The sequence below is a fragment of the Enterococcus sp. E5-162 genome (assembly GCF_035725965.1).
GTDB classification, from domain to species: domain Bacteria; phylum Bacillota; class Bacilli; order Lactobacillales; family Enterococcaceae; genus Enterococcus_B; species Enterococcus_B lactis.
In genome coordinates this window covers 1-23,889 of record NZ_JAPRFV010000007.1, presented here as the reverse complement: position 1 = coordinate 23,889, position 23,889 = coordinate 1, and the positions used below count along the sequence as shown (strand labels likewise).

Annotated in this window: 26 protein-coding genes; 2 read left to right on the top strand and 24 right to left on the bottom strand. The window is 34.2% G+C overall.

Annotated elements, in window-relative coordinates:
• Nucleotides 1-79: 79 nt before the first annotated feature.
• The 16 genes from dagF to OZZ83_RS08130 form a co-directional block, all read right to left on the bottom strand.
• A complete protein-coding gene (gene dagF / locus OZZ83_RS08205) occupies nucleotides 80-820 on the bottom strand; it encodes a 2-dehydro-3-deoxy-phosphogluconate aldolase (protein WP_002309662.1) in 741 nt (246 codons plus the stop codon).
• 12 nt (nucleotides 821-832) lie between these two features.
• Nucleotides 833-1,924: a DgaE family pyridoxal phosphate-dependent ammonia lyase gene (locus OZZ83_RS08200; RefSeq protein ID WP_002320339.1), complete on the bottom strand. Its 1,092-nt coding sequence runs from the start codon at nucleotides 1,922-1,924 to the stop codon at nucleotides 833-835.
• Nucleotides 1,914-3,020, bottom strand: coding sequence for an amidohydrolase/deacetylase family metallohydrolase (locus tag OZZ83_RS08195; protein WP_002309664.1), 1,107 nt, complete (start codon nucleotides 3,018-3,020; stop codon nucleotides 1,914-1,916). Before OZZ83_RS08195 ends, OZZ83_RS08200 begins: the two co-directional genes overlap by 11 nt.
• An 18-nt stretch (nucleotides 3,021-3,038) precedes the next feature.
• Nucleotides 3,039-3,716, bottom strand: a complete 678-nt coding sequence (locus OZZ83_RS08190; protein ID WP_002309665.1) for a DUF4310 family protein — start codon at nucleotides 3,714-3,716, stop codon at nucleotides 3,039-3,041.
• A 10-nt stretch (nucleotides 3,717-3,726) separates the two neighbouring features.
• Nucleotides 3,727-4,506, bottom strand: a complete 780-nt coding sequence (locus OZZ83_RS08185) for a DUF4311 domain-containing protein (RefSeq protein WP_002309666.1) — start codon at nucleotides 4,504-4,506, stop codon at nucleotides 3,727-3,729.
• Between the two features lie 28 nt (nucleotides 4,507-4,534).
• On the bottom strand, nucleotides 4,535-4,885 hold the full coding sequence (locus OZZ83_RS08180) for a DUF4312 family protein (RefSeq protein WP_002288312.1): 351 nt from the start codon (nucleotides 4,883-4,885) through the stop codon (nucleotides 4,535-4,537).
• A 15-nt stretch (nucleotides 4,886-4,900) separates the two neighbouring features.
• Complete coding sequence (locus OZZ83_RS08175) at nucleotides 4,901-5,257, bottom strand: glycine-rich SFCGS family protein (RefSeq protein WP_002309668.1); 357 nt, start codon at nucleotides 5,255-5,257, stop codon at nucleotides 4,901-4,903.
• Nucleotides 5,258-5,276: 19 nt separating this feature from the next.
• On the bottom strand, nucleotides 5,277-5,609 hold the full coding sequence (locus OZZ83_RS08170; protein ID WP_002291790.1) for a PRD domain-containing protein: 333 nt from the start codon (nucleotides 5,607-5,609) through the stop codon (nucleotides 5,277-5,279).
• The gene (locus tag OZZ83_RS08165) at nucleotides 5,609-7,471 is read right to left on the bottom strand and encodes a BglG family transcription antiterminator (RefSeq protein WP_278023708.1); all 1,863 of its coding nucleotides are present in this window, start codon (nucleotides 7,469-7,471) and stop codon (nucleotides 5,609-5,611) included. Before OZZ83_RS08165 ends, OZZ83_RS08170 begins: the two co-directional genes overlap by 1 nt.
• 482 nt (nucleotides 7,472-7,953) lie before the next feature.
• Entirely contained in the window at nucleotides 7,954-10,467 is a 2,514-nt protein-coding gene (locus tag OZZ83_RS08160; protein WP_002345037.1) for a sigma 54-interacting transcriptional regulator, read from the bottom strand.
• A gap of 169 nt (nucleotides 10,468-10,636) precedes the next feature.
• Nucleotides 10,637-11,122, bottom strand: a complete 486-nt coding sequence (locus OZZ83_RS08155) for an HAD-IA family hydrolase (RefSeq protein ID WP_249457895.1) — start codon at nucleotides 11,120-11,122, stop codon at nucleotides 10,637-10,639.
• Nucleotides 11,082-11,348 carry a hypothetical protein gene (locus OZZ83_RS08150; protein WP_278023709.1) on the bottom strand — a complete coding sequence of 89 codons (267 nt, stop codon included), beginning with the start codon at nucleotides 11,346-11,348 and terminating at the stop codon, nucleotides 11,082-11,084. Before OZZ83_RS08150 ends, OZZ83_RS08155 begins: the two co-directional genes overlap by 41 nt.
• The gene (locus OZZ83_RS08145) at nucleotides 11,342-12,169 is read right to left on the bottom strand and encodes a PTS system mannose/fructose/sorbose family transporter subunit IID (RefSeq protein WP_065772728.1); all 828 of its coding nucleotides are present in this window, start codon (nucleotides 12,167-12,169) and stop codon (nucleotides 11,342-11,344) included. Before OZZ83_RS08145 ends, OZZ83_RS08150 begins: the two co-directional genes overlap by 7 nt.
• Nucleotides 12,166-12,975, bottom strand: coding sequence for a PTS mannose/fructose/sorbose/N-acetylgalactosamine transporter subunit IIC (locus OZZ83_RS08140; protein WP_002320346.1), 810 nt, complete (start codon nucleotides 12,973-12,975; stop codon nucleotides 12,166-12,168). The genes OZZ83_RS08145 and OZZ83_RS08140 overlap by 4 nt, the downstream gene beginning before the upstream one ends.
• Nucleotides 12,976-12,988: 13 nt before the next feature.
• A complete protein-coding gene (locus OZZ83_RS08135) occupies nucleotides 12,989-13,480 on the bottom strand; it encodes a PTS system mannose/fructose/N-acetylgalactosamine-transporter subunit IIB (RefSeq protein ID WP_002320347.1) in 492 nt (163 codons plus the stop codon).
• 60 nt (nucleotides 13,481-13,540) lie between these two features.
• Nucleotides 13,541-13,957 (bottom strand): PTS mannose transporter subunit IIA, encoded by a 417-nt coding sequence (locus OZZ83_RS08130; RefSeq protein ID WP_002320348.1) that lies wholly within the window; start codon nucleotides 13,955-13,957, stop codon nucleotides 13,541-13,543.
• Between the two features lie 979 nt (nucleotides 13,958-14,936).
• On the opposite strand from OZZ83_RS08130, the gene OZZ83_RS08125 reads away from it, so the two are divergent.
• Nucleotides 14,937-15,113, top strand: a complete 177-nt coding sequence (locus tag OZZ83_RS08125) for a hypothetical protein (protein WP_002320349.1) — start codon at nucleotides 14,937-14,939, stop codon at nucleotides 15,111-15,113.
• On the top strand, nucleotides 15,113-15,775 hold the full coding sequence (locus OZZ83_RS08120; RefSeq protein WP_123830804.1) for a CPBP family intramembrane glutamic endopeptidase: 663 nt from the start codon (nucleotides 15,113-15,115) through the stop codon (nucleotides 15,773-15,775). The genes OZZ83_RS08125 and OZZ83_RS08120 overlap by 1 nt, the downstream gene beginning before the upstream one ends.
• A gap of 292 nt (nucleotides 15,776-16,067) precedes the next feature.
• Here the strand turns inward: OZZ83_RS08120 and OZZ83_RS08115 are convergent, their stop codons facing one another.
• The 8 genes from OZZ83_RS08115 to OZZ83_RS08080 form a co-directional block, all read right to left on the bottom strand.
• Nucleotides 16,068-17,021 (bottom strand): SPFH domain-containing protein, encoded by a 954-nt coding sequence (locus OZZ83_RS08115; RefSeq protein WP_002320350.1) that lies wholly within the window; start codon nucleotides 17,019-17,021, stop codon nucleotides 16,068-16,070.
• A complete protein-coding gene (locus OZZ83_RS08110) occupies nucleotides 17,009-17,242 on the bottom strand; it encodes a hypothetical protein (RefSeq protein ID WP_002320351.1) in 234 nt (77 codons plus the stop codon). The genes OZZ83_RS08115 and OZZ83_RS08110 overlap by 13 nt, the downstream gene beginning before the upstream one ends.
• A gap of 275 nt (nucleotides 17,243-17,517) precedes the next feature.
• Nucleotides 17,518-18,699, bottom strand: a complete 1,182-nt coding sequence (locus OZZ83_RS08105) for a hypothetical protein (RefSeq protein ID WP_278023711.1) — start codon at nucleotides 18,697-18,699, stop codon at nucleotides 17,518-17,520.
• On the bottom strand, nucleotides 18,686-19,003 hold the full coding sequence (locus OZZ83_RS08100; protein WP_002320353.1) for an LPXTG cell wall anchor domain-containing protein: 318 nt from the start codon (nucleotides 19,001-19,003) through the stop codon (nucleotides 18,686-18,688). The genes OZZ83_RS08105 and OZZ83_RS08100 overlap by 14 nt, the downstream gene beginning before the upstream one ends.
• 139 nt (nucleotides 19,004-19,142) lie before the next feature.
• Complete coding sequence (locus OZZ83_RS08095) at nucleotides 19,143-20,177, bottom strand: DUF916 and DUF3324 domain-containing protein (RefSeq protein ID WP_278023712.1); 1,035 nt, start codon at nucleotides 20,175-20,177, stop codon at nucleotides 19,143-19,145.
• Nucleotides 20,164-20,823: a WxL domain-containing protein gene (locus OZZ83_RS08090; RefSeq protein WP_278023714.1), complete on the bottom strand. Its 660-nt coding sequence runs from the start codon at nucleotides 20,821-20,823 to the stop codon at nucleotides 20,164-20,166. The genes OZZ83_RS08095 and OZZ83_RS08090 overlap by 14 nt, the downstream gene beginning before the upstream one ends.
• Before the next feature lie 162 nt (nucleotides 20,824-20,985).
• Complete coding sequence (locus OZZ83_RS08085) at nucleotides 20,986-22,452, bottom strand: helix-turn-helix domain-containing protein (protein WP_002320356.1); 1,467 nt, start codon at nucleotides 22,450-22,452, stop codon at nucleotides 20,986-20,988.
• A gap of 780 nt (nucleotides 22,453-23,232) precedes the next feature.
• A complete protein-coding gene (locus OZZ83_RS08080; RefSeq protein ID WP_002309671.1) occupies nucleotides 23,233-23,586 on the bottom strand; it encodes a DUF7006 family protein in 354 nt (117 codons plus the stop codon).
• Between the last annotated feature and the right edge of the window lie 303 nt (nucleotides 23,587-23,889).

Here is a 23,889-nt window from a genome sequence, read left to right as displayed (position 1 = left end):
TACATTAACAATTTCCGTAATTAATTATAAAAAGCTTATTCCATTTCATTCTGGAATAAGCTTCTTATTTTCTAATGAGTTAGTGAATAATTTTTTTTACCATGCTTAATAGTATCCTTACGTCTCCTATACGCGTATCTCCTGTTTCTTTATCTATAATTGAACTGTAAACATGAGGAATCACTTTTTTTACACCTGCATCGATTGCAATTTTCAGAATTTCTTCAAAGTTTGAAAGATCAATTCCTCCTGTTGGCTCTAAATAGAAATCATATTTTGCGCAAGCTTCCGCAACTGCTTTAAATTCTTCCCTATGTGCTAAGCCTTTCATCGGGAAATACTTGATTGAAGTACCTCCCATGTCTTGCAGCATTTGAATGGCAGTTTCAATAGGCACTTCAGCTGCTGGCGCTTGTGAACTTAACGGACCTGTAGCAATATTGACATAGCCGATCTTACCTGTTGGTGAAACCAATCCATTGATGACCGTATCATTTTGGCCCAATAAAGCACGAGAAGTCCCCACGCCAGTAAATACTTGATTGACATGTTGTGGTTGTAAAACCCCAGATAAACGCGAAACCATCTGACTTTGGTTTGGATCTCCAGCGCCTAATCCAACTGACAACGCATTATTGGTTGCGTCTTGGTACCTTTTCATATCTTCGATTGCTGCTTCATCGCTAGCATAATTTTTCGATAGCACACCTAGTACGACATGCCCTTCCGCTGCTTCATAGCATGCTTTTGCATTTTCAACTGAATGAGCTAATACATTTAAACATACCCGATTTTTATAATAATTTGGGATAACTGACAATTTAAAAGCCTCCTACATGATTTCTCTCAATCTTTTTATGATTTTTTCCATTTCGTTTTGGCTGACGGAACGAATGTCGAACTCAATGATTCCGTTATTTGCTTGATATTCTCGAGTGTAGACTGCTGGATTTCGTGCTTTTAATTCCTGAATGACTTCTTTCGCACTTTTATCGCCATTAATCGTTACACTTGCTCGATAAATATCTCTGCCGGCACCATCTTGAACTATTTTCGCTGATAGGTCAGGAAGTTGATTGATTGCGTTAACAAAAGGCGTTAATCGTTGCTTCATGGAGTCACCGGATTCGCTCCCATTTTTTAAATAATCTTCTAGTGCCTGGGTAAGGCCTAAAATATTATCTTTACCGATTTTCATTGCTCGGCCAATACCTTTAGACTGTAGCCGAATCCATTGAATATACTTCTTTTTTCCTATGACCAGTCCGGCACTCGGACCTTCGATTGCTTTTGCCCCAGAGTAAATCACTAAGTCAACGCCCATTTCGCTATATTTGAATAAATCTTCTTCCGCAGCTGCATCAACGATCAATGGCAAACGATGAGCTTTGGCAACTTCTACCATTTCTGCCACTGTCAGCATACTTTTCTGAACTGCATGATGACTTTTAATATATAGAAGCGCAGCAGTTTTTTCCGTAATCATCATGGAAACATGTTCCGGTGTACACATATTTGCATAGCCAGCTTCTATGACTTTTCCTCCACCTTGAGCAACCATTACTTCAACCGGTGTCCCATAATCTACATTATGTCCCTTAGGTATGATGATTTCCCGTCTAGCGATTTTTTCTGTATAGGGATGATAGACATGGTACATGTTGCCCTGTCCGATTAAAGCAGCAACAGATTGAGCTATCCCTGCTGAAGCAGAAGAAACGATTTGCGCATCTTCCACTTTCAGTAATTGAGAAAGATAAGCGCCGGTTTTGATGGCAAGATCACTCATCTCAAAAAAATGCTCGCCTCCAAATCGTTGTGCTGCTAGGACACTTTCAGATACCTTAGAAACCCCTAGGATCGTCATTTTTCCCGATGCATTAATGACTTCTTTTAAATCAAACTTTCCATAGCTAATTGTCATATATGACGCCTCCAATAATTGTTTTAATCGGTAAAATTTGTTCTTTAGCTATACGTGTAAATCCGTTGGAATCTTTCAATTCCTTTTCATTTTCAACAATCTCAAATATCGTCAAATCTGCATCATAATTGACAGCTAACTGGCCCTTATTCTTCAAATGAAAATTCCGTGCAGGAACTGCTGTAACTTTTTCAATGATTTCTTCCCAAGAATAGCCGACTACCCTCAATTTTTCTAAAGTAGTTGCTAGATCAAAAACTGGGCCATTTGTACGATTGCGGATGTAGATATCCGTACTAATAGAGGTAGCTTTCATTCCTGCTTTTAGTGCGGTTTCTGCCACATGGAAATTAAAGCTATCCGTCCCATGTCCAATATCAAAGACAACACCATTATTGTAAGCATCCCAGACAAAGTTTTTAATTTGATCTGTCTTTGGATCTAAAATACCGTTTGGTTTTCCATTAAAACAATGGGTCAATACATCGCCTCTTTCCATTCTTGACAATACTTCTTCTAACTCAGGAGGTGCAGAACCGATATGAACCATCAATGGCAGATCATTGTTTTCTGACTGGATTTTTTTAGCTAATTCTAATGGCTTAATGCCATTTTCACCAACAACTGTCTTACTCATTCTCGCTTTGATCCCGACAATAAATTCCGGCAGTTCTGCTAACGCAGTACTTACTAGATCTTCTTGAATCTTTGTTAGATCAGCAAGTTCATCTTGTTTGACAATGCCCCATTTAGAGATATTCATTAGCGCATACACATTTGTCTTGACCGATTTCGTCAATTGATAAAATTCACGGATGTTTTCTGCTCCCGTAGTTCCAGCATCAATGACCGTCGTCACACCTTTTTCGACCCCTATCTGATCAGGATAGTCATAATAAAGATTCATCTTTTCATAGCAGTGGACATGATCATCGATCCACCCAGCGGATAAATAATACTTTCCCTCCAAGTCAACTACTTCTTGCGCCGGCTGATTTATTTCTGTTGCAACTGCTTTAATCATGCCTTTTTCTATAGCGACCTCTATCTTAGATCCATCAATCAACCTTCCATTTTTAATCAAAGTATCAAACATTTAATGACCCTCTTTCTATTAATTTACTGCCGGGAAGATTGCTCCTAAAATCATTGCTCCTAAAATAGCACCTCCAGCAATTGGTTTTTTCCAAGCATAGAATCCTAGTGCTCCTAATGTAGCGCCAATGCCGATTGGAATAGATGCTGCACACGCGCTTAATATAATTAATGGACCCAAAAAACGTCCAGATGAATTTCCTGCCCCCATCATGACGTCAGCACCAAAAGTGGAATTTGATTGATTGATCGTAAATTTACGAATCAAGACAATGATGCCACCAACAATCAAACCTAGAACCAAACCAGTCAATAAAGAGAGTGCAAAATTATCGATTGGTGCCGCTATTTTCATACTTAAGAGAATTGCTGGTACCCCAATTCCGATCCCAGTTAGGATCGAACCGCCTAAGTCCAAGATCCCAACTAAAGAGCCTTCTAAAATTCTGGCAAATAAGAAACTAGCACCAAACGCTGCCGCTGCGCCATAGGATCCGCCATCCAGCCCGGCTTTTAACATCGCCACGATCGAAACTTCATTGAATGCACCCACACCATACATCACATACATGTGTGTTCCTGCAAATACAGCAGCGGACATAATTCCTACGATTAGCGGAAAAGACCAGTCTGCAAACCAAAAGCTCTTTTGCCGCTTTACTTCTAATACTTTTGCTTGTTCTTCTGTTGTCTCCATGATTCTCCTCCTATTTCACACTAAAGATGTTGTGCAAGTTATCAAGCCAATTAGGCACTTGAAGCTGGAAGCTCTTGATCATTTCCATATCAAATCCACGGAAAAATCCACTGAAAATAAATAATAAAACAATAGCGATCATCATGCTCTTCGTGACGCGATTCCAACCGCTCTCATCGACGCCTTTACCAATCAAGATTCCTAGAACAACACCAGGTACCGCATTTCCCATGATCAATTGCGCGATACCACCAAAAAGAGTGCCCCAAAAACCAGTTCGTTTCCCTGCGTCTAAAGCTGCCAACCAAAAAATAACTGGCATTACTGTATTGATCAGAATCGTCGCTGCTGGTACCAAAACGGAAACCGCCGTCACTTGTAACGCCTCTGGAATTGCTGCAGCTGTTGTGTTTAAGAAGGCTACCACCCCTGCCCCGATAACCGCTCCAATGATCCCCATTTTTTTCGGATCATGCATGGTCTGGGTGACATCTTTGTTTTTTGCTAGAAGTGCTGCCGCTGCCCAATTGGGAATGATTCGATGCGTCACATCTTGTGTGAATGCACCAGCACCAACTGAAGAAGCCCATGCATTAAAGAAAAAGCCTAAACCAAATGAAAAATGAGAAGCTGGATCACCCATGCAGGCATTCATTTCGCCTAATGTTCTAAAAGCTCCTAAACCTTGTGTATTAGGTGCATGAAACATTCGGGCTGCCCCGACAGATGCTGCAAAACCAAGTAATCCCCCGATAATAACCGATTTGACTAGAATGATTACGAAATCCACGTTATTCTTTCCCCCTTATAATTCAAAATTAGATTTTTTTAGTTACAAATGGAATGGCAATCCCATTTGGATCTTCAGTCATTTGCTGGCTGAACGATATGTCTGCCAATTTTATTTCTGTTACAGCCACAGTAACAGAAAGTTCGACTTCATAGCTGATACGTTGCCGTGGGAAGAAGAAAAATAGAAAGCGTTCTGTGTATTTGTTTTCGACCGCCTTTAAAATATCCACATTGACTGGTTCGATTCGCAATAATACGTTTGATTGTTCCATTATTTTGTTTTGAATTTCTGCTAACGCTGATGCAAAAGCATGTTGCTTTGTTTCCCCTTTACCGGAGACGATAACTTTTTGCTGAATTGTCTTTTGAACGCTCATTTCATGTCCCTCTTTCTATTTTCCATGCTTTTTGATAAATTCTTCTGTCAGACGTTTCCCTAATTCCTCTTGATCCATAAAGCCGAAACCTAGAACAGTTTTGCCATCCTTGATAGCTGTGATCCCTTCTTCAATCGAACGCATACCATGTCGTTCTGGATAGCCATATTTTGTTGCTGCTGTTAATGCACCTGCACCACCACTACCACAAAAAGAGATACCCATATCTGCATGCTCTTGTTGCATCACATCGCCCAAACGCATATCTGCCCCCATTCCTGGTACGACAAATGCTTTGCCGCCAGCTGCTTCTACCCCTTTGGCCACATTTTGTCCTTTACCCATACGGTCTGCAATAACTACTGTAATCATGATTGTTCCCTCCTAAATATTAATTATTTTTTGCTGTTTCAAAATGAATCGACAAAACATATATTTCATCATCGGTTAAATTACCGATACTTCTAACTATTTCATCAGAAATAGTTATGGCTTCTTTGGATACTTCTTTGAACAAATCCCGATCGACTACGGGAATCGTTTCCTTTCTTTGAGAACGTTTCAGCATCTCATTCAAGTGATTAATTAGAATGGTCCACTGCAACTCGGTTGGTACAATAGCATGTTCTACTAATCGCTCTTCAATTAGATCAATCACTTGTTTTAACTTTTCCCGATTTTGACTTTCCTCGATAATTTTTAAAGCCTCGTCTGACATTTTCACTAACTTGACGCTCCTTCTTTTATATATGAGAATAATGCACTGATTTCTGACTGATTGATTCCTAAATTATTTTCTGCAAAAACTGCTTCGATTTTTCCTACCAGTGTTCCTTTGTCTAAAATAATCTGATCTACTTGACGACCTTCTGCCATATATTGTTGATCAAATGTGATACGATGAACCATTAAGAATACATGAAGCAAAAAAGCTTCTCGATATTCTTGGATCAATTCTGCTTCCAAAATGACAAGTAAACGTTCATAAATCGTATAAGCTTTCAAAATCAATTCCTTGCTAAAGTCTTCTAAAGTATCTTTATTGATGGACGTTTCTCTAAGATTCAAGTTATGCCTTTCCTGCTGATTGGAAGAAGCTAGTATTTTTTTTATTATTTGTTGAATTTTTTTCAAGTCCTGTTCAGTGGGTAATGGATGGACTTTGATGAAAGGACGATCGATGCCATTGATTGGAAAAATACTAATCACCAAATCAGGATCTTTGGTAGCAATCATTTCTTGCGCATTCAATACTGAAGCAAATGCCACGATAGTGATATTATTTAATTCTTCATTGATCTTTTGCTTGATCAGACTAGTCACACCCAACCCTGTTGAACAAATGTAGACGGCTCTAACGCTTCGTAGATCTTCTTCTCTTTCGTAGGAAACCAAAAAGTGTAAGGCGATATATGCCACGAAAGAATCATTGATCAGAATATTTTGTTCACTTATTTCTTGTCGAACTGCTTGCTTGATTGCATCAAATAATTCCGGGTATTTCTGCTTGATATCTTCTTTAAAAGGATTATATTCATTGACAAATTTTTTCTTTCTCGATAATCGCATAGATAAATGACCATACAGATTCGTCAACAATTGTGGATCTTGATAAAAAGAATGGTTGATTGCTTTACTTACTTTATAAATCACATTCTCAACTAGTTTCATAACGTCTTGCTGGTGAATCGTGTCGAATGTATCACTATAGATATAATGATATTCATCCTCGAACAGTGGCAACTGATAATAATCAAAGACCTGCTGCATGACGCGATAAGAAAGATCGTTTTTGTCTAATTCTTGTTCAGCAACCAATTGATAACGACCAATTGTAGCCTCTTTGCGTAAGCGAACGGTAGCAATTGTCACTCGAATCAGAATATTTAGTAATTCCGCGTAATTCAGTTTCTCTAGATTTTCAAATTCCAGTAAGTGCCGCATTCGAATGATTACTTGATTAAATACCTCTTGGATAGGTGTAGCAGTAGCAGAATACATTTCAAAGTATTCAGTCTCACCGCCGTTCAATAACAATGACATTAATTTATAAATGTCATAATCCGTGAACTCTTTTTGAAGAATCTCTTCAATCGTTAATCGAACTAGACGTTCTTCTCCTGTGATCCAAAAACCCTTTCGCGCCTGACGATTCAAGGTCAATCCTTCCTTAAGAAAATTATTTTCCAGCACATCTAAATCATTCATGATCGTATCTTTGCTGACATCTAATGCGTTGGCCATTTTCATTCCAGTAATAGCTTCTTTTGTTACTAAAAGCATAATTAGTAAACGTTTGATTCGGAGACTTTGATCTGCAAATATTTCAAAACGATTAACATCCATCAATTCGCTTTTTAATTTGATTCGATCAGAGCTACTAATATTCATCCAAATTCCCTGACTACGTTTGCTATATAGGACTTGCTTCCGTTCATTCAGCCACTCTCTTATATCATCTAGATCGTATTTTATCGTCCGAACACTAACATTTTCTTTTTCAGCCAACTTTTTGATTGTTACCGGTTCAGACATTTCCACCAAGTAAATCAAAAGCTGCCTTTCTCTTTTTGTTAGCTGCTGCATTATCATCTCTCCTTACATTGCTAATATAAGCGTTTTCTAAACTAACAACAATATGAAATGTTTGCACTTAACTAAGTGCAACTTATAGCTTTTTAACTAAACTTACAGAGTTTATCTATTATAAAGACGACTACATGTACTGTTAAAATACGTTTTTTATTGCACTAAGTCGTAATATAAATAATCAAACGCTTTTTCAAATTTTTTAAATTAAAAAATTGAGAACAGCTTTCAATATCTTAAACCGTATATTCTCTAAAAATATCATGGCTTACACGTTCTATCCTAAATAAAGTTTGACTGGATCACCATACAAAAATTAAACTCCATGTAGAATAATACGCGGCTGACGAATTCCTACATGAAGCTTATCTATGACTATAAATATTTAAAAGTAATGAATAAAACTAATCAATGATACACGTTTATTGGTATTGATCATACTCAAATAAAAAATATTCAAACAGATGGATTCATACTTTCTATCCCACTAAAATTTCATAAAGTATATATAATTCCCATGTCGATATTTTGATTTTATAAAACTGTTCCAAAGTATAGAAAATCGTTTGTGTATTTTGATAAAACAATTTGTTGTTGATTTTCAGCTGGTTGATATCTTCTGGGACTGGATAGTCTTCTGCACCAAGTATCGTTCGTTCGACCATCAAAGCTAGATGCATCATTAAATTGAACTTCATTTTAGCATTCAACTGAAGACTGAATCTTTTCTCGCACTTTTCTACTACATCTTCTACTTGTCGGATAATCACATCAGGGTTTAAAAATTCGAGTTTTTCAGATAAACCTTCTTTTGAAAAGAAATGAATGAATTCGTTCGTTAATAATGGAACACTACTAGGATGAATTAGGTTTCTCAATTGTCTATTCAATTTATTCTCTGCATCTTCATCCAAAACATCAATTAGATTAATACTAGGAACCGGGGTTGTGTTATCCAGATAGGAAGTTGTCAAGATCAACGCCGTCTCTTTCAAATATCCTTCTTCCGAAGAAGCTCGTTCTAATGTGCTCACTAATTCTCCGTAGTTTAATACGATTAGCTTAATGTCAGGATTAAAGTATTTTTCACAGATCATTTTTATTTTCTTAGCAATATCACGACCAGATATACTAGAAATAATGACATTTTTTTCTACAGCAAAACCTTCAAAATACTGGATATTCGTTACAAAATCACTTTCTGCCGTTTTTGCAATCTCATAAAAAAGATTTCCATTGATTAGTTGCTGTCCAATCTCTAGTGCATAAGAGGTAGTTAAATTATTAATAACTAATAATTCTCCTAAAATTTGAGGCTTCAAGCTCTTATATAAATGAGTTAATGAGCCCATATCCACAAGCATGATCACTCCTTCAGATGTATCTCTTTCTGAAAGCCAATCATTAACTTTTGTGATAATATCTCTAGCAGAAGATGATAAAGGCATATTGATAGCATCAAAAACGTAATCTCCACACATTTTATTTGCCACAGCTTGAATACTACTAGCAGTCGCATTTCCATGAGCTACTAGTAATGCTTGGTAACGGATGTCTTCTGAGACCTTGCCAATCAGCATTACACCTAAGAAGAAAGTAACAAAGGGGCGAATTTCTAGAGGAAGCTCTCTTGTGAGATTAGTAGTTAAAAGTATAGTTCTAGGATACTGTTTTGATAGTAGATGTATTTTTTCTTTTAAATTTTTTTCTGGTAGTTTTCCTTTTAAAATTTGTAGTAACCTACAAACAATTTCAAGGGGTTCTAGCGTCATCGCTTCATTGTCGATGATTCTACGATTTTGTTTTTGGATGCTTGTTTTCATACTTAAAGACAAACTATCATTTGACAAAGTCACTACATTTTCTAAGTATTGACTATCAAATTTTTGTAATTTTTCTTTTAATTCAGCAAATTCATTTATATCTAATATAGGCATCAGTCTCTCTGCAAAAATCTGGTATTCCTCAATAGATGGACTAGATGTAGAGGGGTAAGTTATTTTAACTGTTGTTTTCTTATCTTGACCTATAAATAATGTTTGACTATGAGGTGTCAGCCTTAATGCATCAGCACAACTCATCCTTACCTGATTTGATAAGCTTCCAATATTACCTGAAAGTTCTTGTGTTGTTAAGGCAAAAAAATTCTCGTTTGAAATAACTATATTCTTTTTTATTCGCTTTGCTTCTCGTTCAAACAAATATTTGACTAGCTCTATACGCTCAAATATTGGTCGTTCATGAAAAGCTGGTAATTCAACAATAACGGAAATACGTCGATAAAATGTCGGTAATAGTGCTTCTTCAGGCTTTTCAGTCGTTGCAAATAATAATCGAACATTCGAAGAAATCATTTCTGCTTCTTCGCCGATAGGCCGAAAATTCCCTGTATCCATAAATTGAAATAGTTTTTCCTGATTCTCGTGAGATAATCGATGTACTTCGTCTAAAAATAAAACACTATCATCAGCTTGCGCTAAAAGACCAACCTTTTCTTTTTCTGCTCCTGTAAAAGCACCTTTTGTGTGTCCGAATAGAATAGAAGATAATAACTCAGGGTTATTAGCGTAATCTGCACAATTGAAGACAAAGAAATTTTTTGTTCCTTTACACTTTTTTTCTTTAAGATATTTAAAAATTAAGTGTGCTAAAAAACTTTTTCCAACTCCACTTGCTCCGTGCAAAAGAAGTGGTAATCCTAATGGTGGATACAATACTGCTGCCTTACACGTCTCAATTGCTCGTTTAGCACTACCATTATTTCCAATATACTGAGCAAACGCATCTTTCACGCCTTTATTTTCTGATTCAGCAATTGACCAGTACACTGGTTTTGTTCCGCTTTTTTGTATTTCATTTTTATCTAATAATTCATTCAAATATAAGCTTGTTGCTGAGCGGCTTAATGAGATAGAATCAGCAATCTCCTGTGTTGTCAAGGTAGTTGCTCCAGATAATAAATTCAGTAACTGCTCTCTCGTTTCTTGTCGCATACTCAAACCTCCTCATAAAAAATATAGTATATGATAAGAAATGGAAATGCCATATCCTCCAAAAAGACTTACAACAGATGGAATACTAAAAAATCAAAACTACTGCAGTCAGAGTGTATCAAATCATACTCTTAGCTACAGTAGTTTTTCCTATGGGACACGGCTCTACTTATTTCGAACGTAGTAATTGAGATAATATCAAGGTGGCTGCTTCATTGTCGGTTTTAGCTTGTAGAATCTCTGCTGCTTCATCATCAACAAAATGATTCAACCAGATCGGACACCAGCCGGCTAATCTAGATGGAATAACATCATTTTGATAACTATCCCCTAAATAATAAATTTTTGTTATCTTTTCTGGCAATTGTTTAGAAACTTTTCGAAAACAGCTTACACTTGGTTTTGCATCACCTAACTTTTCTGAAATAAATTGCCATCTCGGTTCGATAAAACGATCAAGTTCTAATTGATCTAGTTTACTTTGCTGTTGCTGAGTGAATCCATTTGTTATAATTCCGCATAGAATTCCACTTTTTTTCAAAACACTTAAAAGTAAAGACATTTCAACTGACAAAGTCTGTTTGCTTTGGCATAAATGATAGTAAGCATCTAATTCAGATAAATTGGTATTCTTCTTTGAATTTAATGTTTCCATCACTAGTAACCATCGTTCGTCTTTCTTTTTTTTTATCTAATTTTCCTTCTTGATAAAACTTATAAATCTTTTCGCTATGACAGCGGAATTCATGATAAAGACGCTTTAAAAAAGGTTCTTCGAGGAAAGAGTCAGGATAGTACTTTCGGATGGTACATTTGAAGGCACTATAATTGTCTAATAATGTATCATCAATATCGAAAAAAACAGCAGTGTTTTCTAGCATATCCCTAACAGTCCTAATATAATACCTAAAAACATAATACCAAACATTACTACATTTACGTTGACTTTTTTCCGTAATAACCAAAATGCAAATAACGTCACCGCTAATGGTACGATGCCTATAAATAATTGATCAAGGTAATCTTGAATTTTCATCACTTCTTTGCTGCCTTCCACGCTCACCTCTAAGATGGTCTTGAATTTGACATTCGATGCTGTCATTGATCCCATCATCATTAAGCCCAACATACTTGAAGCTTTTGTCAAAATTTTCATTCCACCTGATTCATACATTCGTTGAATAAAACTGGCACCCACAGAATAACCGCTATACAGTGCGTAATAGTGAATGAGAAAAGCCGGAATATTATAAATCAATAAAAATATGATTGCACCTAGCGGAGAACCAGTTGCTGCTAAAGAGATACCGATACCCGCTGCGATTACCCGTAAAATTCCCCAGAAAAATGAATCTCCAATACCTGATATTGGTCCCATTAATGATGCTTTAACAGCAGTGATTGAACTGGCGTCAAAATGTTCATCTTCACTATTTTGCTTTTCCATTGAAGCAACTAATCCCATAATGAAATTATTAATATGCATCGTTGCATTGAACCAGGTTGTATGGCGAACAATTGCCTCTGCACGTTCTTCTTTTGTTTGATAAAAACGATTGATAACTGGCAGCAGCGTGTAAATGACGCCTACTGCGTGGTATTGCGTTGCTCCAGTACGACTGGCATTCATCGTCCATGAACGCCAAAAGACAGAACGCATCATTTTCTTTTCTTCTTTTGTCAAGTTTTCTTGGAATCTCATGCGAAAAAGTCCTCCTCTTCTTCTGCTTTTGTCATTAGCCCTTTGTCATGCCTATTACCATTTTTACCAACCTCTCTAATTTCAATATCCCGCTGAGCGCTGACAACACAGATAACAACCCCAATCACAGCAACAGCCACTGCCGGCAGTTGTAAGTAAGCGGTTAGAACAAACCCAAGGATATAAAAAACAGCTAACTTATTGTCCCATAAGAGCTTCATCAACATGGCAAATCCAACAGCAGGCAACAACCCTCCAGCTGCACTAAGACCATTCATTAGACTTTGAGGGATATGTTCAACAAAGGAATTTACCGGACCACTCCCAGCTAAAATTCCAATGAAAGAAATAGATGCAATGATTAAATAATAGATCACCCATGTACCAAAATGTAGCGTAAGGATCATTTTTTGGTTATTTTCACGTGCAGCTTTATCTAAAGCTGGAGCAAAGATATTCATGAAAACATTTTTCAAAAACATAACGACAAATGCAGCTAACATACCAATTGGCACAGCGAGAGTCATTGCTGCTTTTTGTTCTACATTAGAAATGATGGCGAAAGTTGTAGCTAAAGTTGTGGCCGTTACTGGCTCTGCTGCTATCACTCCGCCAATATTTACATTTCCTAAAAATACGGCTTCCAAAGAGGCTCCCATCAAAATACCCGTTTTCATGTCCCCCATTAAAATACCTGTAACGAGACCTACTACTAATGGACGTTCCATCATACTTTGTCCAGTCAAATAGTTACCCGCAAAACAGATAAATACTGCTAAAGCTGCCATAGTTGCGTGCATTAACATATTTTATTCCTCCCTACTCTAATGCATCTTCTAAACTTAATTGCGGATTTGACGGCAACACCTGGTTGTAACTATTTACTCGATCTAATTTAGCTAATTCCTTTGCTGCAGCTAATTCATTAGGATTCAACTGCACACTAGGAAATATCATTTTTTTCGTTGATGGATCAGATTTATCAAATCTACCTGCGTTAGCAACATTGACTGTTTCTATGTTTTCTACATTTTGAGCTATTTTATTTGCATCGGATACGCTATTTACAATGACAAAAATTCGTTTGTCGGCTCCTCTTGGATCATTGAATATATTGATAGCATCATCCACCGAACGAATCAATAGTTTCATTCCATTTGGTACAGCCATCTTCAATGTCATTTGCATGACCTCATTTTTTGCTGCTTCATCATTAGCAACCACTAATAATGGCGCATTTAATTCTTTCGTCCAAACTACAGCTACTTGACCATGGATTAGTCGATCGTCCACACGTATTTGAGTTATCATTCTTTTTTCCTCCTTATTTTGTATCAAATTACTATAATAGTTTCTTCTTACACTTTTGATTTAAAAAAATGTCTCTTCTGTAGGCAAATCTGTTGATACTAAACGAACCTGGCTTATCTCAATTGCTTCGTTTATACTTTGTTTTGTAAAGACTTCACTTTCCGGTGTTAGGACTAAAGATAATATAATTGCTAAATTACTATTAGAAATGACAAACAATTGATCTTTTTTTTGTTTTATCATTTCTGCTACCACTGTTTGATTTACACTTCCGCCAAACAGATCGGTAAAGATAATTCCTTGTTCTCCTTCTTCGATAGAATCTATAAAGTTAGAAATGATGGGCGTATAGTCTTCATTTGTTAAATATGCATTAATGACTTCAAGTTCTGCTCCTTTATCAGCTAGAATCGCCATTGAATTTTGAAAGCCGCTTGCTAGTCGCCCATGTGTTGCAACTAAAAATTTTTTTTTCATATTTTTCACCTCACTTTATATTAAGCAAATACTATGCCAAAAAATAAAAGTATAAGAAAGCCCCATTCCTTGAGCTTTCTAATACTTTTCAAACTGTTTAAACAGTTTGATTTACTTCTAAACAGATGCTAATAGGTGATAGAAAGCTTGATAATAAATTTGTCTAAACCAGTACTTCGAACCTAATTAACTATACAGATGCGTTTTCGCTCATGTTAACTTTCATTCAATATATGAGAGAAAGCTCTATTTTCATAAAAAATTTTGAGGTAAAACTACTAATAAACCAAAATGTAAAAAATCATTTTTATTATCCTGAAAAATGAATCTTCTGATTAAAAAAAGCCACTTTTCTAAGTGGCTTTTGAACAGAAGGTCATTATCATAATCATAGGAGAATGGTTTAGTGCTAGCAGAATAATGATAATGAGAAGAGTACTATCACAAATACTCCTGAGAATAGTTTTCAAAAGGAAGATAGTTGTCAACGGTCTGTGATAGTGACTTAATTATGTCACGATAATAGAAATAAAAATAGTTTGAAAATTTTACTGTTTTTAGAATTTTTTTAAATATTTAAATAAAAAATATTCTCTTAACGGTTGTTGAGACAGCTTTTCATAATGATTTCGTACTATCATTTTTCTTCTTTATTTACTTTATAAACGGTCTTTATTTATCTGTCTTAGTTACCTGCTCTGAAAGTAATCAGCTTTCACTTAATTTTTAAGGATATACTTTAATCATTTCGCTTTCGGATATTACTAAGGAAGGAGAAAAAGTGATTTTTCATTAAAAAAAAAAACTCATTACAGGTTTAAACCAAGTTTCTCAGATGGATAATAAATTAAATTATCATTACATTCCATCATTTAAACTTTATACGTATGTTTATAAGATCATAAAACGTATATTAGAGAGATTGTTTTACTAAATAAGTTTATTTCAATTAGAATAAAATAAAAAAGGAGGTTGACTTATGAGAATCATGAAAAAAGCAATTGCTATTATAATCCCCCCTGTTCTGAGTTATTTTGTCGCTTTTTTAGGTTTGTTTATTTCCATTTATTTAAAATCCGTTTTTTTTGAACAACTATTTCCAAATCTGCAAGGAAACCAATTAGTTAGCTTGATACTTGATGTTTTCTTTTTTTAATGATTAGTTTCTTTTTTGTAGTATTAACTAAGTTAATATATAAAGATATCAGAATATTAGGTTTTTCTAAAAAAGATTTCTTAAAAAAGTTTATCTTAGGGTATTTAATTGGAGGTCTCTTAATTGCTTTTATTGTATTCGGCTATGTATTAATTGGCGGAGCTGATTTCCAAGAAGTTTTTGCGAAATCTTCTTGGTCTACATTACTAATAAGCATGGTGTTTTATCTAGCTCAAGGATCACAAGAAGAAGTAATTAGCCGAGGATTTGTATTAGGTGGGATCGCGAAAAAAACTAATCTTTTATGGGGAGTGGTAGTAAGTAGTTTATTTTTTATGTTAATGCATCTGAGCAATGCAGGAGGATTTACGCTAGAGTTGATAGATTATTTTTTAATTGGTATGGTATGGGCTTTATTAAGAATTCTATTTTCTAATACTTGGGTTGCAGCAGCTTCTCACGGCGCCTATAACTTTTTTATGTCTGACTTTTTTGGTTTGGCTAATTCTACTCAAGATAGCGAAGGTATACTTTTCCAAACTATCTACCATAGCTCAATTGATTATATGAGCATATTCGTTTCTTTATTTGTTTTAATCATACTAGTTATATTGATATGGCGCAAAAGAGATATCTTTAATAAGCCATTACAATTGGAGTGAAATATTTTCTCAAAAAGCAATCTATGAAATTAAGGTTACGGATCAATTTGATAACGTTAGGAAATGTTGATCGAAAAATCCAAGAAGTATTATATTGCAAAAATTCTCCCTCTCAATAGTTAAACTAACTTTTGAGAGGGAGAATTGTATAGATTACTTTTTGACAATATAAAAAAGAATAGTGATTTTTCTCTAACTATGAAATCCAAGGTTACGGATCACTGACCTTTTCAGTAACAATGTAAGTAAGATAAAGATTTATACTATTTTAAAACGTAAATGTAATCCATAATTAATTTCCCTTTATTTGTTTCTCCCATAACTGTTTTGCTACAGGGATATTGCCTAATTCCGTCATGTTAGAAGGTAATATAATGGTATTTGTTTGACTAGAAACTACCTCTTTAAATGCTTCTATTCCTAAATAAGATAAGGATACCTCATCGAGTTGACTATTTTTTATCGCTTCATTTAAGATTATTATTCTTTTTTTCTCTGCTTCAGTAATTTTTTCAATACGATCAGCTTCTGCCTCTGCGTCAATACGAATGCGCTTTGCTCTTGCTTCTGCGTCAATTTGGGTTTGTTGTGCCCTTGCTTGTGCATCAATGGTCATTTTAGATGCATTAGCTTCAGCATTAAGTACCGCAGATGATTTCTCACCTTCTGCACGAGTAATCATTGATTCTTTGTCTCTTGAAGCTGTTATCAATTTGTTCATTGATTCAACAATTTCTTTAGATACTTTTATTTCCCCAATATTAATTCGATCGATTGCCAAACCATAGCCAGAAGTAATATCTTTAATTGAAGCAAACAAAGAGGCATTAATTTCTTCAGTACCATTCAATACTTCATTTAGCTCCATTTTCCCGATAATTCCACGCAAATTCGATTGCGCATCTTGGATCATTGATACTACGGAATTTTCATTATCATAAACAAATGCTCGAACATCTGTAACGTGATATTTGATAGCTTCGTCGATCTCAACCATTACATTATCTTTTGTAATAGCACTTTGAGGTTCTATTTCTAAAGGAATCTGTTTTAGCGATACTCTTTCGCGCACAGTATATAATATTGGAATAAGGAAATGTAATCCTGGCTCCAACGTTTTTACATACTTACCAAAACTTTCTACTACTTTTACTTCCCCTTGACGTACAACAACTGCAGTACTAGTCAATAACCAGATAAGAAAAGCTACAACAAATACTCCAACGATTATTTTCACAACCAACATTCTATATACCCTCTTCCGTTTACAAATAAACTATTATTCACTCTTGTAAGAAGCACACCGGACTGAACATCTATGATTTCTAGCATAGCATCCTTTTCAGGGACTCCTTCTATTACACGGTATTCTGTATAAGTACCATAAACACGAATAATACCTAAAAATTGATCAGTAGGTGAACGAAAGTACTTTCCTATGACCTTATTTTCTAAATAATCTGCCATATTCTCCTCCTTTCCTCTTATTATATATTAAATATTAAAAAAAAAATCCCAAAAAATTTAATATGGTCAGGATTAGAATTAAAAAAGTTAGAAAATTAGAAAGAATTGTTTAACAGAGATGGTAATAGAATAATACTGCAAAGCACACTTGGCTACGAGACACCGGTTGGTTACCGTAACCAGAGATTGGCGCAGCGAATCCTTGATAATGAGCTCGGATGTGCTAACGCTAGCGAGGCAGTCTAACTTTAACTGTTAGCTCCTGCCGAAGATCGTCACATCCGAGGAGGCTCATTGTCAAGGACAATCGGAATAGCATACGGAAAGAAGTTCTGCACCTTATAAAATTTGTCAAAAAAACTGTTGCCATTCCACGTTCCTTTCCAGTTTAGTTTAATATCATATAGCAATACCGTATCATATAAACGTTTGTCATTTAAATTGTTTATCACTAAAGCGACATTACCGTTTGGTTCATTGCTTGTTTTAAACAAGTCTGTTAAATCATCACCATTGAGATTAGTTACTTTTGCTTCCTTAAAAGAATATTGATGGGTCGAATAAATTTTTTGTAAATTAAAACATAACTCCATTGATTTATTTTTTTCCCATTTTTCTATATTAGGAATCGTTTGCTGTGCTCTTAAATAAATGTCCTGATTTGCTTTCTCAAATGAAGAATCTACTCCGTAAGCTACAGGAAACTCTGGTTCAGCTAAGAAATCTGTTCTGTACTTTATCGAAGAAGTAGTTGAATCATTATTATGGATGACAAATTTTACGTTAGAAATTGGTTTTGTTGTTAGTTCCAAATCTTGTCTCGGATCAACTGCCCAAGCTCCTCCTCCTGTTGGGTTTTTAAAATATACCCAATAGTCATCTGGCCCTCCATCCCAAACATCATATAGAATATTCGTGGGATTATTAGCATACAGCCCTTTAATCAAAGTTGCAGGAGACAAAAAACCGATATATTTGTTTTGATTTAAGCCACTATAATTAAATGCAGTTTCCAATGTCAGAGGCTGATTATCCTCATCTAAAAAATCATAGGTTACAATCATTTCTCCGTAAATATAAATTCTTAAAAAATCATCTTTGGTTAAATAAATAGATCCCCCATTTAAGTTTCCTCTATTTCTTTCCAAAGTTATTAGTAAATTTACTTTTTTTCCTTTATAAAACCCTACATTTTTTACTAATGCTTTACTTTTATTAGTGTTACGATTAACTTCTATAAAGCTTGTATTAGCTATCCCTTCTATTGGCTCTACTGAAAGATCATCACTGTAGTGCATAATAAAAGTATTATCTGCTGGTGTTTTAGCCTGGTTTGCCCAGTGAAAGTACCCTAAATCTGTTAAAGGTCGCGGCGCTGCTTCTACTCTTTGAGATGTGAAAAACAAGAAGCCACTAAAAAATAGCAATAATAATATAACCTGCTTATTTTTTTTCATCTTGTTCACCTGCTAATAAAAATTTTTTTAGATAGTATAGTAGTATTAGGAGGCTTATACCAGTTATATTCATAAACCAGTTTTGTTTATCATTTGTTTTAGGTAACAATTGGTTATATTCTCTTGGCGCAATCTGATCTATCTTATCAGGTACAACTATTTTTTTCATAGGTACTGCCTTATTAGTAGACTGATAAAAAGTAATTCCTACCCTACTAGTTGTTTGATCATCAGCTGATGCAGACACTGGGATTGCCGCCCCAATCAGCAATCCCAGGCAAATAATTGTTAAAATTTTTTTCATTTTTGTCTCCTTTCTACATCTTTTATACAATCATTTTTATAGAAAGTTATCCAAATCATCTATTTTATATATGAATTATTCACACATTTTTTAAGATCGTTTCCCCACTTCACAATCTTAAAAAATGATTCGAATACTTTTATGGATTTTTTCGTCGTAACTTAGTAATATATCCAATTAAACTGATGATAATGATCAAACAAAGAACTAAAAGAATATAGAATAAAGAATGATCCTTATTTTCTTTATTTACTTCCACTGCATCTTTGTTGAGCTTTTCGTCGTCCCCTTTAATTTCGAACTCTTTATAGAGTGTCCATTTTTTATCTGAATCATCTTTTAACTGAATACTTAATTCATAGGTTCCTTTTTTCAGTGGCTCATTATTCAAATTAAAAGGAAACTGAAATTGTGTGCGTGGTGCAAAAGACACTTTTTGGTTGAATTCATGTAACGCTTCCTTTTCCCCTTTTTTCTTGATGACTGCATGTAGATCCATTTTGCTTTTAAGCACAGGCTCTGAATTTTCTAAATTGGCAAAAAGAGTCAAATAGCCATTCTCTAATCCGGGTTTAACCTTTGTTAAAGCAAATCCTGGTTCCACTTTTTTATCTGAACAAACTAGCTTTACACCGATTGTATATGCAAACTTATTCTTTAGACTAAAACCTTCATTTTTTTCTTCTTTTCCTTTTGTATCTTCATAGCAATAAAATCCTCCTAAAATGGTTCCTTCAAAACCTTTCTCTGGGATTTTCAATTGAAAGGTCACATCACGTTCCTCAGAAGGCTTCAATGTGATCGTCTGTGATTTAGAAATTAAATCTTGGAATACAGGTTTTCCCAATAACTTAGCCTCATGGTTAGAATAATCGATTGCTCCATTTTTATTGGTACAAGCATTATTGGCTTCTACCACTACTTTTATTTGTTTGGCAGTAGTGTTTTTCAATTTTAGTGATAAATCTTGTGTGGCGCCAGGTGTCACCTTTAGATCATAATAACTTGCTTCTGACTGCTGGTTATCTGGTAAAATGGCTTGTGCATCAAAAGATACCTTGTTTGAATCTGCGAATATGTTTGTAGACAAATAGAATAAAGCAAAGAATACTATACCAACAAAAAAGAGGGGAAAGCTTCTCCCCCACCCTTTTCGGACATTATGCTGGAGCATCAGACAACACCCAAGTCAAATCAGCTGTATAGCTTTGTGCTTCTACTCCAGCTCGTGGTACATGAAGCTTCACGTTTTCATTATGCCCATCTTTTCCTTCAAAAACTGCAGCAAAAGCTCCGGCTCCCTGTCCTTCTTTAGCAAGCATCACGTCTTGATAAGCTTCATTTAAATCAAAAGTTTGATTGGCTAATTTAGGAGCTTCAGAAGTATTATCTTTAGTTACTATCCGACCATTTGTCAAAGACATCTTCGCTCCAGTTAACTCTTTCCCATTTTCTCCAATAAATGGAGAAATGGTAACTCCCAATGTCCAGCCTTTTGCTCCTCCACGAGTATCGTTTACTTGTACATGCGGTTTTTTATTCAATGCATAGTAATCCGTATCTCCCTGTTGGATTTCTTGTTTACCAAATGTGATATTAGATGCAAATGGAATCGATAAAGAACCAACGTCTCCTGTACTTGGATCATCATCGTGCGTGTCATCTGGCACAACTGGTGTGACATCTGTTCCAGATCCTTCCGTCAAAGTAACGTCTGTCTTATTAGTTGTCCCTGATATCATATCTGCAGAAACCATACTTCCCGAAGCAGTTACTGCTAACAAACCTAACGCAGCAGTTGTGATCATTGTTTTCTTCATTTTATAATTCCTCCTAAATAATAATAGATATAATTTGATCCAAAATAATTTTGACACGTCCAGTACTTTTTATCTAGTTCAACTATTTTCCAAAATAAAGAAAAAATTAGAAAGCAAACTAGATGATTCATTCAAATAAGCTAGCTGTTCTTCATAAGAAAGCTAGCTTTTTTCTTTTTTTAATTGATAAATCGTTTTCTCGAACAAACGCCAGTTTCTTTCGGTAGGTATATTTTTCATTAATAGTAGTGGCGTTTTTCCAGTATTGATGTAGTAATTAGAAATAACCAAATCTACTTCAGTTATATTTGTCCTGTAATCATAAAAAGCAAAAACATAAGAATGCCCAAAATACAGATTAATTTTATTCATTAACCATAACCGATGCGTATGGTGTAAATCATCTTGTATTAAAATCTTAATCGGTTTAACATTTGTTAAAAATAAATCATAATAATCTAACACATAATAATAATCCAAAAATAATTGTGCCCAGTTTTCTAATTTCTTTGATACGTCCAAATCCGCATTTGCTTGTAATTCTTTTTTGAGTTTTTCCATTATGTGATAAGTTCGAGGTTCTTCTTCTTTCATTTCTTCGATATACGTACGATTAAAAAAAAGATCTGGATTACCATAAAATAGATAACTTCTTTCATGAAACGCAATAAAATTGAATATGAGTTCTGGATCCTTTATATCTAAAGAAAAACGGAACATGCTTTGTAAAACTTTCTCCAAATTCTCAACTGCTCGATAAGAACAAGTATTTTGTCGCTGATGTGCATATGCATGACTATTTTCATATATTGCATTTCCATCAATTACTCCAAAAGAATAAATTATTCGATAAAGGAAACACAGTTCATCGCTGTTAAAAGAAAGATTAATTTGTTTTGACCACTTCTTCAAAAGATTAAAATGCGGATCATCTGAGATAACTGATTTATATTCATTATCTACTCGTACTTTTCTAAATGAACTTCTTTCTATATTAATGGCTAACCAAAAAGAAAATACACGTTTTTGAAAAATAGTTAACGTAATATCATAAATCCTCTCAAAAGCAACTATATACTTCTCTATTTCCTTTTGTTCGATATGAAATGGCCACTTATCACTACTTTCACGTGTAGAATTCCAATAGAAATAATAAAAAAAGCTACGAATGTTTGCCTCTGATGCATTCAATTCTAACTGAAATGGATGAAATGTTATATGATAACGCCTAAAATATGGAATTAAGAGCTTCGCATATCTGAAAACAGTAGATACACTAGTAAATTGCTCTTTAGCAAAATCTTTTAGAACACTTCTAGGATATTTATACATAAAATCAATCAAATGATAATTATAGGAAGCTTTATAAAAATGAAGATAAATATTATAAATAGGAAAATCTTTCTCTTTTTTTATGAAAAAGCGTTTATTATCTTCATTTTTCAGAAGGATATTCCCATTATATTGCTTAAATAAATCCTCTAGTTCTTCTATATAGTGTAAGACTGACTTCTCCGTAACATTAAGTAAATTTCTAAGTTCTTCCATTGCACACCAATTGTCTTTTTCTAACAAATAATCTAATAAAACTACTTTTTTGAAAGATGTTTTAGTTAAAAAAGTTTGCATCATTTCACCTCAATAAGTTACTTTTGTTTATTTTAATCAAAGAATAAACTTCTCTCGCTCGACTATAACTGATCGAACAAAAGAAGCCTTTTAATAAATATAATCTCACTTACATACATAGGCTAGTTATTTGCTTCTAGCTTATGACAAGTATATAAACGGATATCGATTTCATAATTGTTTTATCTTAAACATTATAGCAGTAATTGTTTTTATTTTTACATGAAGAATTATTATAATCTAGTTTAATTTTTTTCTGAAATATAGAATAAAAATAAAAACATCTTTTCATTTTGAGTTATTAACGGAGATGTAAATGATTAACAATATGTAATTTAATTTTTTATTCCTGCATTAAGATAATTTGATTGTTAATTAAAAACAAACGTAAATTCGTTATTTTAATTCCTATTTATTGTGAACATATCCAATTTTTAACACATAGATATTTGTATAAACATTCTATGAATGCGCTTGTATTTAATTTAGAAAGTGTTACTATCTATTTAGGCAAATTTTTGCTAATATTTTGTTTTTTCATTTACCATCTGTAGAAATCATTTAATGATTTCTATCTTCTCCTTCCAACTTTTTTGATGATGCATCATAAATTAACAGTGCATTATCCATCTTTTCCATGTTAAAAGAACTAAGAGTCAAGACATCATCTTGATTCTTAGTTCTTTTATTTCTTCTAGAAAATAATTGTTAGCAATATAGTTTATATTTTTAAATACTAAACCAGTAGCTTCTAGTTGCTTTCCTGCTTAATAGTCCATATTACTCAACGTAAAAAATAATTGATTGTGGACATTGCTCATCCACTTTATATCCACAACTTTCTTTATAATAGGTATGATAATCACTCTCTATCATATTAATTAACTCTTTTCCCCCGCAAAATTCTTCAATATCTAAATTAATAAATTCCTCCAAAAGGGAAAGCTTAGAGTCAATCGAAAGCATTTTAGGTAATATAGTCCAAAAATCATTATCATCATTTTTACGTAGTGTATAATATGTTTGCTTTTCTAGATTTAATACATAATTATATGCATCATAATCTCCCTTTTTTTCAAAAAAATTTTTCATATTTAAAAATCTACTCACAAATTTTTTCTTGAAATTATTCATTTTCTCACCTCTATTTATTCTTTTACTTGTCCACAGCATAACTGTTGAATAGAGTAACTAAATTCAAAAGCTATTATAGTATAAAAATACACTTTTTGTTGTTCAAATTTTTCATCTAATCTGTGCAGTAATTTTGAACTCTATATTTTTTGATATTTAATGCTTAAGCAATCATTTAAAAACATACTAAGATTAGAGGGGAACATCATTGACGAATGATGTTCTCCTCTATTTTCTATTTTTAGATTATAGTGAAGAGTGAAAGAAAGTTCGAACAAAGCCTTGAGGACTACGAGTCCCTAT

Bases quoted from the DNA above. Each gene is read 5' to 3' on its own strand.
- OZZ83_RS08145 (WP_065772728.1), bottom strand. From the start codon at position 12,169: ATGAGATTCCAAGAAAACTTGACAAAAGAAGAAAAGAAAATGATGCGT.
- OZZ83_RS08110 (WP_002320351.1), bottom strand. From the start codon at position 17,242: ATGGCAGATTATTTAGAAAATAAGGTCATAGGAAAGTACTTTCGTTCA.
- OZZ83_RS08175 (WP_002309668.1), bottom strand. From the start codon at position 5,257: ATGATTACAGTAGTTATTGCAGACCGTATGGGTAAAGGACAAAATGTG.
- OZZ83_RS08090 (WP_278023714.1), bottom strand. From the start codon at position 20,823: ATGAAGAAAACAATGATCACAACTGCTGCGTTAGGTTTGTTAGCAGTA.
- OZZ83_RS08180 (WP_002288312.1), bottom strand. From the start codon at position 4,885: ATGAGCGTTCAAAAGACAATTCAGCAAAAAGTTATCGTCTCCGGTAAA.
- OZZ83_RS08150 (WP_278023709.1), bottom strand. From the start codon at position 11,348: ATGCTAGAAAACACTGCTGTTTTTTTCGATATTGATGATACATTATTA.
- OZZ83_RS08200 (WP_002320339.1), bottom strand. From the start codon at position 1,924: ATGACAATTAGCTATGGAAAGTTTGATTTAAAAGAAGTCATTAATGCA.
- OZZ83_RS08195 (WP_002309664.1), bottom strand. From the start codon at position 3,020: ATGTTTGATACTTTGATTAAAAATGGAAGGTTGATTGATGGATCTAAG.
- OZZ83_RS08135 (WP_002320347.1), bottom strand. From the start codon at position 13,480: ATGATAACTCAAATACGTGTGGACGATCGACTAATCCATGGTCAAGTA.
- OZZ83_RS08165 (WP_278023708.1), bottom strand. From the start codon at position 7,471: ATGCAGCAGCTAACAAAAAGAGAAAGGCAGCTTTTGATTTACTTGGTG.
- OZZ83_RS08095 (WP_278023712.1), bottom strand. From the start codon at position 20,177: ATGCTCCAGCATAATGTCCGAAAAGGGTGGGGGAGAAGCTTTCCCCTC.
- OZZ83_RS08190 (WP_002309665.1), bottom strand. From the start codon at position 3,716: ATGGAGACAACAGAAGAACAAGCAAAAGTATTAGAAGTAAAGCGGCAA.
- OZZ83_RS08120 (WP_123830804.1), top strand. From the start codon at position 15,113: ATGATTAGTTTCTTTTTTGTAGTATTAACTAAGTTAATATATAAAGAT.
- OZZ83_RS08130 (WP_002320348.1), bottom strand. From the start codon at position 13,957: ATGAAAAAAAAATTTTTAGTTGCAACACATGGGCGACTAGCAAGCGGC.
- OZZ83_RS08085 (WP_002320356.1), bottom strand. From the start codon at position 22,452: ATGCAAACTTTTTTAACTAAAACATCTTTCAAAAAAGTAGTTTTATTA.
- OZZ83_RS08080 (WP_002309671.1), bottom strand. From the start codon at position 23,586: ATGAATAATTTCAAGAAAAAATTTGTGAGTAGATTTTTAAATATGAAA.
- OZZ83_RS08100 (WP_002320353.1), bottom strand. From the start codon at position 19,003: ATGAAAAAAATTTTAACAATTATTTGCCTGGGATTGCTGATTGGGGCG.
- OZZ83_RS08115 (WP_002320350.1), bottom strand. From the start codon at position 17,021: ATGTTGGTTGTGAAAATAATCGTTGGAGTATTTGTTGTAGCTTTTCTT.
- OZZ83_RS08160 (WP_002345037.1), bottom strand. From the start codon at position 10,467: ATGCGACAAGAAACGAGAGAGCAGTTACTGAATTTATTATCTGGAGCA.
- OZZ83_RS08140 (WP_002320346.1), bottom strand. From the start codon at position 12,975: ATGTTAATGCACGCAACTATGGCAGCTTTAGCAGTATTTATCTGTTTT.
- OZZ83_RS08155 (WP_249457895.1), bottom strand. From the start codon at position 11,122: ATGGAAACATTAAATTCAAAGAAGAATACCAATTTATCTGAATTAGAT.
- OZZ83_RS08125 (WP_002320349.1), top strand. From the start codon at position 14,937: ATGAGAATCATGAAAAAAGCAATTGCTATTATAATCCCCCCTGTTCTG.
- OZZ83_RS08105 (WP_278023711.1), bottom strand. From the start codon at position 18,699: ATGAAAAAAAATAAGCAGGTTATATTATTATTGCTATTTTTTAGTGGC.